Source organism: Falseniella ignava, from assembly GCF_002847645.1.
GTDB lineage: Bacteria > Bacillota > Bacilli > Lactobacillales > Aerococcaceae > Falseniella > Falseniella ignava.
The window spans coordinates 83,005-90,970 of record NZ_PKHE01000005.1 but is presented as its reverse complement, the minus strand read 5'-3'; the positions used below and the strand labels follow the sequence as shown (position 1 = coordinate 90,970).

11 protein-coding genes, 2 tRNA genes and 1 rRNA gene are annotated in these 7,966 nt (G+C 36.8%); 11 read left to right on the top strand and 3 right to left on the bottom strand.

Annotated elements, in window-relative coordinates:
• Positions 1–156: 156 nt before the first annotated feature.
• From rrf to CYJ57_RS03215, 3 genes are all read left to right on the top strand, one after another.
• Positions 157–272, top strand: a 5S ribosomal RNA gene (gene rrf / locus CYJ57_RS03225).
• 51 nt (positions 273–323) lie between these two features.
• Positions 324–396 (top strand) — tRNA-Asn (locus CYJ57_RS03220).
• Between the two features lie 445 nt (positions 397–841).
• Positions 842–914, top strand: a tRNA-Thr gene (locus tag CYJ57_RS03215).
• Positions 915–1,033: 119 nt separating this feature from the next.
• On the opposite strand, the gene CYJ57_RS03210 is transcribed toward CYJ57_RS03215, so the two are convergent.
• The 3 genes from CYJ57_RS03210 to CYJ57_RS03200 all read right to left on the bottom strand — a co-directional run bounded on the left by CYJ57_RS03210 (position 1,034) and on the right by CYJ57_RS03200 (position 3,313).
• Positions 1,034–2,128, bottom strand: coding sequence for a tyrosine-type recombinase/integrase (locus CYJ57_RS03210; protein WP_180764369.1), 1,095 nt, complete (start codon positions 2,126–2,128; stop codon positions 1,034–1,036).
• Positions 2,129–2,253: 125 nt separating this feature from the next.
• Positions 2,254–2,664, bottom strand: coding sequence for a hypothetical protein (locus CYJ57_RS03205; protein WP_101954049.1), 411 nt, complete (start codon positions 2,662–2,664; stop codon positions 2,254–2,256).
• Positions 2,665–2,719: 55 nt separating this feature from the next.
• Positions 2,720–3,313 carry a LexA family protein gene (locus tag CYJ57_RS03200; protein WP_101954048.1) on the bottom strand — a complete coding sequence of 198 codons (594 nt, stop codon included), beginning with the start codon at positions 3,311–3,313 and terminating at the stop codon, positions 2,720–2,722.
• A 176-nt stretch (positions 3,314–3,489) separates the two neighbouring features.
• Here CYJ57_RS03200 and CYJ57_RS03195 point away from each other — a divergent pair, with 176 nt between their 5' ends.
• From CYJ57_RS03195 to CYJ57_RS03165, 8 genes are all read left to right on the top strand, one after another.
• Complete coding sequence (locus tag CYJ57_RS03195; RefSeq protein WP_101954047.1) at positions 3,490–3,702, top strand: helix-turn-helix transcriptional regulator; 213 nt, start codon at positions 3,490–3,492, stop codon at positions 3,700–3,702.
• A gap of 12 nt (positions 3,703–3,714) precedes the next feature.
• The gene (locus CYJ57_RS03190) at positions 3,715–4,038 is read left to right on the top strand and encodes a DUF771 domain-containing protein (protein ID WP_101954046.1); all 324 of its coding nucleotides are present in this window, start codon (positions 3,715–3,717) and stop codon (positions 4,036–4,038) included.
• A gap of 4 nt (positions 4,039–4,042) precedes the next feature.
• Positions 4,043–4,351, top strand: a complete 309-nt coding sequence (locus CYJ57_RS03185; RefSeq protein ID WP_101954045.1) for a hypothetical protein — start codon at positions 4,043–4,045, stop codon at positions 4,349–4,351.
• A 174-nt stretch (positions 4,352–4,525) separates the two neighbouring features.
• Complete coding sequence (locus CYJ57_RS07800) at positions 4,526–4,690, top strand: hypothetical protein (RefSeq protein WP_180764368.1); 165 nt, start codon at positions 4,526–4,528, stop codon at positions 4,688–4,690.
• Positions 4,691–4,843: 153 nt separating this feature from the next.
• Positions 4,844–5,047, top strand: a complete 204-nt coding sequence (locus tag CYJ57_RS03180) for a hypothetical protein (protein ID WP_101954044.1) — start codon at positions 4,844–4,846, stop codon at positions 5,045–5,047.
• Positions 5,044–5,541 carry a siphovirus Gp157 family protein gene (locus tag CYJ57_RS03175; protein WP_101954043.1) on the top strand — a complete coding sequence of 166 codons (498 nt, stop codon included), beginning with the start codon at positions 5,044–5,046 and terminating at the stop codon, positions 5,539–5,541. The genes CYJ57_RS03180 and CYJ57_RS03175 overlap by 4 nt, the downstream gene beginning before the upstream one ends.
• Before the next feature lie 11 nt (positions 5,542–5,552).
• Complete coding sequence (locus tag CYJ57_RS03170) at positions 5,553–6,470, top strand: AAA family ATPase (protein ID WP_101954042.1); 918 nt, start codon at positions 5,553–5,555, stop codon at positions 6,468–6,470.
• Complete coding sequence (locus CYJ57_RS03165) at positions 6,467–7,948, top strand: DEAD/DEAH box helicase (RefSeq protein ID WP_101954041.1); 1,482 nt, start codon at positions 6,467–6,469, stop codon at positions 7,946–7,948. Before CYJ57_RS03170 ends, CYJ57_RS03165 begins: the two co-directional genes overlap by 4 nt.
• Positions 7,949–7,966: the final 18 nt, after the last annotated feature.

The following is a 7,966-nucleotide window of genomic DNA, read 5'->3' as shown; positions in this document are numbered from 1 at the left end:
CGATCAGGTAGATAGGCTAGAAGTGGAAGTGCAGTGATGTATGGAGCGGACTAGTACTAATCGGTCGAGGACTTAACCACGAGTCAGTCAGTTTAAGGAAACTTTTGGAAGAGATATTCAGTTTTGAGTGGACAAAGGTTCATTCAGATAATTTAGTGTGGTGATGGTTGCAAGAAGGACACACCTGTTCCCATCCCGAACACAGCAGTTAAGCTTCTTAGCGCCGATGGTAGTTGGACCTTGGGTCCTGTGAGAGTAGGTCGTCGCCACGCTGAATTATTGTTAATTCATTTAAGAGAAGATCTGATCTTCAGTTGGATGATTCCGCCATAGCTCAGTTGGCAGAGCGCATGACTGTTAATCATGATGTCGTTGGTTCGAGCCCAACTGGCGGAGCTTTTTATTCTAAGCCAGTCGAGCTTATTTTTTTTGCTTAAAATTAAATTATCCTGTTGAAAATTATATTTTTATGAGTTGAGAGATTAGATTATCGAATTTCGAATGGTTGAATTGGTTAGCTCGTATTTGATCTGATACAACTCCATTGAAAAAATATAAATTGGTGAAAATGATTAGAAGCTCAACTTGACTAAAATCATCAAAAATACACCTTGCAAACGCATACAAACGGTGGTAAATTATAGTTGGAAAAAGAACAAAACGCTTTTCTATACTTATAAAATCCGAAGACATCTTATTGGGTACTCTCTTTGTAGCGGCGAATGATCACTTTAAGCAGAGACTGTGCTAAGGCGTAAGAGATCTTCGGATTTAGTGTTTACTTTACTCGTAAAATCGGGTATAATTATGTTGTTATGTGTTAATAAGCTACATCTTATTTGCCGCCTTAGCTCAGTCGGTAGAGCGCTTCCATGGTAAGGAAGAGGTCGTCAGTTCGATTCTGACAGGTGGCTTAAATAGCTAATTCTTAGCTTGTATTAGCTATACAAAACCTTGATATATCAACGTTTTATATTTTTAGTAAGCGGTAGTTTTATTATCTCTTTCTACAAATTTTCAACATTAAGGCATCCTAGAAATTCAGTGCGGACTGGATTTTCTCGATGTCTTTTTCTTTTAATTTCGTCAAAAGATGCGAATACACTTTCTGTGTGACTGTGATATCTTTATGTCCTAATCGTTCAGCAACAGTTAAAATGTTTAATCCATCTGACAACAACACGCTAGCGTGTGTATGCCTTAATCCATGAGAAGTGATTTGTGGATTTATTTCAAGATGCGATTGAATGTTTTTAAGCATTTTGTTTACTCCGTTTGCCGAAATTGTATCAGGGATCACTCGATCAATTAGCAGATCGTTTTCTTCTTGGAATTTATGATATATTTGAAACAATTCAATCAGTTGATTTGGCATCGTGATCGTTCTGATTTCTCGATTTTTCGTGGGGATAAACGTTGCTCTTTCTTTCTCGTTATACGACCACGTCTTTTCGATCCTCAGTGTTTTTTCTTCATAATTTATATTATTCCACGTTAAACCTTGTGCTTCTGCCAATCGACATCCCGTGTAACACATAATCAAAATCAGGTAGTGAGAATGGTATTTACTCAACCTTGACCACGTTTCGTTGACTAAGCGTTTAAAGTCATCATATTCTAAATATTTTTCTTCTTGTGGCTTAGAGGGGATTTTACCCGTTACTACCGCTCGGTAAGTTGGGTTTATCAAGATGACTTTATCTTCCAATGCATCTGTGATGCACGCTTTTAAGTGAGAATGGAATGTTTTTGAAGTATTTAAAGAATGTGTTTTTCCGAATTCATTCAACAGTTTTTGATATTCCTTGCGATCTAAATCGCACAACCGATGATGTGGAATATATTTTTTGATATTATTGTATGTCGCTTTGTATTTTCTGATCGTAACATCTGTGATCACTTGTTTTTTATAAAGCTCATACCAATCTTTAAAATATTCTGAGAACAACATTTCTTTTTTTATCGGGTTATATCCTTCAGATATCGAGACTTCTAATTGCCTCGCTTCAGATTCAGCTTCTTTCTTCGTTCTAAATCCACCTTTAGTGAGTCTACCGTAATCTCCTTTACCTTTCTTATAAGAGACCGTGTATTCCCACGTCTTGCCTCTTTTTTTAACGCTCGCCATATTAATGCACCTCCAAATGTGATATAATAAAGCAACAGGAATAACCTTCATCATTGAAGGCATTTCGCACTACATCTCACTCATTTTGTTTGGCGACAGGGGAGTGAGGTGTTTTTGTTTTTAAATTATTGATCCAATACTTCTTTTATATAATTTGCAGCTTCATCTGCTTTTGCTGCTTGAAAGAAAGGGAAATCAATCACATCAAAAGCACCGCTTGAACGTTCGATAACCAATTGGCTTGTGATGGCTTTCGATGCAGAACGTAATAAAAATGGAATGGTTAATCCGAGTGCAGGAATAGAAATTAATAACCAAATAAATGCAAAAATAAAATGCTTAATACTATACTTTCTATTGGTGTGGACACCTGACACAGAATTTAATGTTATTCTCCGTTCATTTTCTCCCATTGGAATTAATCCGAAAAATGCTAAATTCTTTTTAATGCTCGTAATCGCCTTATCTGTTACAGTAATTTGATCAGAATACCAAAATGGCCAAAAGCCTGGAATATAGTTAACAGTTTTCTTCATTGAATATCCTCCTAATAATTAATTGAGATACCTCCGCGCTAGTTAGAACTCCTTTCTATAAATCTACTTCTAATTTAACTGCTTTTCCGATTATTCTAGCTGGATTATCTTCATTGATAACATAAGGTTCATAAGCATCATTTAATGCTTCTAATAACACAGTTTTCCCTAATTTTCGTACCTTTTTAAGGGTTGCTTCCTCATCTCCGTTCAAAAGAACGGCAGCAATTTCTCCGTTTTCTACATCGGATTGTTCTCTTACCAATACATAACTACCGTCAGGTATTTTAGGTGACATCGAGTCACCTTTTGCTTCTAAGTAAAACAGGTTTCCTGAGGGTAAATTATCTTTAAGGACTTCACGATACTCATTAATATTTTCATCGGCTGTAATCGGTTCGCCACAAGCGATGATGCCAAGGATGGGGATAGAAACGGTCTCCTCAACATTTGGAACATTACCAAAAAATGTACCAATTGGAACATTGAAGAAATTTGCAAGTTGGACAACTCTATCCATAGTAGGGAAGTTCGCACCTCTTTCCCAAGATGAGACAGTTGTTGCGCCCACATCCAATATCTTTGCTAATTCTGATTGAGTGATATTATTCTTTTTTCTTAGATATTTTATAACGTTGCTGAAATCCATTTTCCCACCTCCTATTAATATAAATTATACAGGTAAAAAATCTTTAAAACAATAGTATTTCTGTACATTAATTAATAAAACTTGTTAAAAAGTACAAAAAAAATGTATTTTTGTGTTGACTACGGAAAAAATGTAGTTTATAATGAAGACGTTGAATCAAAGGAGGTGATTATAAATTGTACACAATCAAGCAGGCAAGACAGTTAGCAGGGTACACACAAAAAGAGATAGCGGATAAGCTGAAAGTGTCTGAGACAACGTTTTTTAAATACGAAAACTACATTACTTATATGAGAATGGATACAGCGTTTCAGTTTTCTAAATTAGTTAACCTAGATATAGATGATATTTTTTTTACAAAGGAAGTACGGAAATTCAGTACTACTTAAAAGGAGGTCCGCATGGAACAACAACTCAAATTGCAAGCAACCGTGACCATTCCTCCAGAACTCATTCTCATTGAGCGAGCAGAATACGAAAGATTATCTGCAAGTGACGAAATTGGTACATGGTGGAGCTTACAAGATTTAGAAGATAGGACGAATAGAAAGTCAAAATGGCTAAAGGAGAATATCCTTGAAAATGCACGGTTTAAAAAACATATCGATGTAGAGAATGGGGGGTTTGTCAAATATCCAAGCGGAGGGAAATCGGGGTATTTATTCTTAGCGAGCAAGACAAAAGAGTTTTTAGAAGACAACTTTCGAATTATTTTAGGAGAGTGATCAAGTGGAAACAGCAGAAGATAACACGATTGAGTACGACATTCAATATTTTAGAAATAGAAAACCGAAGAAAGTTAAGGAGCTAGAACGAGATGTTCAAGGCTACCGAGAAGCGAACATTGGTTTAATCAGAACGAATAACAGATTGGTTCAAGAGAATAAAGCGTTAAAGCGTGAGTTACACGAGCGCAAAGCGAAAGAGTTATTGCTTGAAACGACTGAAAGAGAAAGCAGAAACTTATCAATTACTTTAGCAATGATATTAGTTGTTCCACCAGTAGCGATGATCTTGCTGTTCTTCATGGGGATGTAGCGATGTGGCTTGATTACAAAGTGCCAGATAACGCACCGCACAACTATTGCAAGAATTGTCGCAAAGGATCTGGGAGCAAATACAAAGAAACAGAAAAATCAATCACATATGTTTGTGGCAGATGTGGCAAGGTTTTTACGAGGTTGAAGAATTAATTTTAAAGGAGGCACAAGAATGGCGGCAGATCATGAAGAAACAAAGAAAGTAACCTGCAAGTACTGTGGAAGTGACAACTGTATAGACATTAGTGCGTATAGCGTAAAAGAAATTAGTGGGTATAGCTTATATGTATGTAGAGAGTGTGGAAAGTTATTTGAGGTCGAAGATGAACGAGATTAAGGGGTGTATCAAAAGGTTTAAGAAGACGAAAGATATCCAACATATTTTAGACGTATTTCGATTAATTGTTTACTACAGCAAAAAGCACCTGCAGTAACAGGCGCTTAACAAATATAACTAACTTCATTATAACACAGGAGGCAACGATAGAAAATGGTATTAAAAGATAAATTCGGTGTACCCATGGAACCTGAAGAGCCGAAAGCAATTGCAAAAGATTACTGGGGGTACGATTTATACGAGGGTGACGAAGTTGTGAATTTTAAGGGTGATCTTGTCCGATACGATGCTGAAGACATCATGGATTATATTCGAGAGAACTTAGATATTGAAGTCGTTGAGGAGGGTTGGAGATGAAACTTTACGAACTAGCCGATAACTTCAGAATTGCAGAAATGCAACTGCATGAAGCCGAAACGGATGCAGAGTTAAAGGAAGCGCTTGATCAGTTTACAGATATTCAAGGCGAATTAACAGATAAGGTTGAAAATATTGCGAAACTCATTAAAAATTTCGAAGCTTCAGAAACAGCCTATAAAAACGAAGCAAATCGATTATCAGAACAAGCAAAAGTGTATCGAAATCGTATTAATAGCTTGAAGCAATACGTACAACAAACGATGGAATTTAACGATATTAATAAAGTGAGTGGCGAATTATTCACAGTATCGCTTCGGAATAACAGTGTTTACTCAATGGATATTTCAAAAGATGCAAAAATCCCGAGTGAATACTATATTCCTCAACCGAGTAAATTAGATCGTCGTAAATTGCTCGACCACATCAAGGATACTGGTGAGCTGTTTGACGGTGTATCTGTACGCAAGGGCAAACACATCAGAATTAGTTAGGGGGTAATAAAATGGCATTAAAAAGAGCAGTCCGAGCCAAGATGAAAGTGCCTATTATGCTGATGGGGGCAAGTGGTTCGGGAAAGACCGTTTCAGCATTATTAATTGCAAAAGGCATTGTCCGGGAGATGTTTCCTGATTTATCAAATGATGAGAGATGGGAAAAAATCGCAGTTATTGATACAGAACACAGTCGTTCAACATTGTACGCAGGCATGACAATAAATGAACAAGAAATTGGAAGCTTTTTACATTATGACTTAACAGCACCTTTCACACCACAAAGATATAAAGAAGCTTTTATGGAATGCAAAAAGGCAGGATGTGAAGTCGTTATCGTGGATAGTATCACGCATGCATGGAGTGGTGAAGGTGGCATACTCGATAAAGTAAATTCATTAGGTGGCAAATTTTCAGATTGGAACAAAGTGAAACCAGATGAGAATATACTGATGTCTATGTTTTTAGATACTGACGTCCATGTCATTGCGTGTGTAAGGTCTAAACAAGGTTATGAGTTGACCACTTTGGAAACAGGAAAACTTCAAATCGAGAAAGTTGGCTTAAAAGCAGAACAAAAGGATTCGCTTGAATATGAGTTTGCGATTACTTTTCAGTTATATCAAAACCACACAGCTGAAGCGATGAAAGATAACTCAAATAGTTTTGACGGACGTTTTATCATCACAGAACAAACAGGTAAGCAAATTTATGACTGGGCTGAAGAGGGTATCGATATCAAAGCAATGGAACGTAAGAAAAAAGCAGAAACGATCAGTCAAATTAAAGAATTAGCTGATTTATCCGAAGAACATCAGAAGTTATTAGATGATATCCGATTTAAGATGAACGGGATCGAGTTAGAAGAATTTGAACAAGTAGCATTAAACAAAGCCTTGAAGTTATTGGAAGGGGTAGATAATGAATGACTTATCAACTCTTCCCTTACCAACAAGACCTTGTAGACCGAACTTTAAAAGCTTATACACAAGGATATAAAGCACCTTGCATCGTCTTAGGGTGTGGTGGGGGAAAGTCAATCATCATTGCAGAGATAATCAGAAGGTCAACGCATAAAGGAAACCGAGTATTATTTCTCGTCCACCGAAAAGAACTAAAGGAACAAATCGAGAAAACGTTAATAAATAATGACGTTATTATGGACAGAGTTCATGTCGGCATGGTTCAAACGGTTGTAAGGAGATTAGATCAGCATCCACCATATGACCTAATTGTGATTGATGAAAACCATCACTCGTTAGCCAAGTCGTACCGAAAGATTATCGATTATTTCGATACGTTTATTGTTGGATTTACAGCTACACCCATTCGATTAAACGGTGATGGGTTAGGAGATGTGAATGATGTGTTGATCGAGGGCGTAAGCGTGAAGTGGATGATTGAGAATCATCGTCTATCACCTTATCGATACTTTTCATTGCCAGCAATCGATTTAGCAAAATTAAAGATGTCTTCCACAGGGGATTACACCAGTAAATCGACGGGGGATGCATTAAGTAAAACGATTTACGGAGATGTTGTCGATAATTACAAACGATTAATAAACGGTCAAAAAACAATCCTTTATGCACATAGTGTGGAATTTTCAAGAGGATATGCCAAGCATTTTAATGACAACGGTATACCTTCAAAACACATCGATGCAAATACGCCTAAAACAGAAAGAGAAGAAATTATTCAAAAGTTCAGAGATGGAGAGATACTCGTTCTATGCAACGTTGATATTTTAGGTGAGGGGTTCGACGTACCCGATTGCACTGCTGTGATGCTACTTAGACCGACAAAATCGTTGTCGCTTTACATTCAACAATCCATGCGACCAATGAGATACCAGTCCGATAAAATAGCTTACATACTGGACCATGTTGCTAACTTTGATCGACACAAATTTCCTGACGAACAAAGAGAATGGTCATTGGAGAAGAAAGACCGAAAGCGAAAAGGCGAAGAAGAACATTATAGAACGTGGGAATGTGAAATTGGGAATGGGGGATGTGGTGTTCTCTTAGGTGAAGAAGATATACCTAAAATACAAATAAAATATATCCCGGTAAAAGAGAATGAGTTTGAGGTAGAGCGTTACCGACAATGTCCTATATGTGGATTAAAACATCACATTGAAAAAAACGACAAAGAGGAAGTTGAAGGCGACCTTGTTGAATATACACAAGAAGAAAGAAAAAAACATTTTTATAAAAACAGAAACTGGCGACAAGCTACCAGTTACAAAGAATTACAAGAAATTGGTAAAGCGAAAGGCTACAAAGCAAGTTGGTCAGCCTTTAAAGCCAAAGAACTAAATTTACCTGATGCCCCCTCATGGGTGTATCACTATCAACCGAAAAACAAAGGTTTTAATTTAAATGTACAATCATCAAAAATTTAAAGAAAAAAGGAGAATGAA

Coding starts and splice junctions, on each gene's coding strand:
- CYJ57_RS03180 (WP_101954044.1), top strand. CDS start 4,844: ATGGTATTAAAAGATAAATTCGGTGTACCCATGGAACCTGAAGAGCCG.
- CYJ57_RS03205 (WP_101954049.1), bottom strand. CDS start 2,664: ATGAAGAAAACTGTTAACTATATTCCAGGCTTTTGGCCATTTTGGTAT.
- CYJ57_RS03165 (WP_101954041.1), top strand. CDS start 6,467: ATGACTTATCAACTCTTCCCTTACCAACAAGACCTTGTAGACCGAACT.
- CYJ57_RS03210 (WP_180764369.1), bottom strand. CDS start 2,128: ATGGCGAGCGTTAAAAAAAGAGGCAAGACGTGGGAATACACGGTCTCT.
- CYJ57_RS03190 (WP_101954046.1), top strand. CDS start 3,715: ATGGAACAACAACTCAAATTGCAAGCAACCGTGACCATTCCTCCAGAA.
- CYJ57_RS07800 (WP_180764368.1), top strand. CDS start 4,526: ATGGCGGCAGATCATGAAGAAACAAAGAAAGTAACCTGCAAGTACTGT.
- CYJ57_RS03170 (WP_101954042.1), top strand. CDS start 5,553: ATGGCATTAAAAAGAGCAGTCCGAGCCAAGATGAAAGTGCCTATTATG.
- CYJ57_RS03175 (WP_101954043.1), top strand. CDS start 5,044: ATGAAACTTTACGAACTAGCCGATAACTTCAGAATTGCAGAAATGCAA.
- CYJ57_RS03200 (WP_101954048.1), bottom strand. CDS start 3,313: ATGGATTTCAGCAACGTTATAAAATATCTAAGAAAAAAGAATAATATC.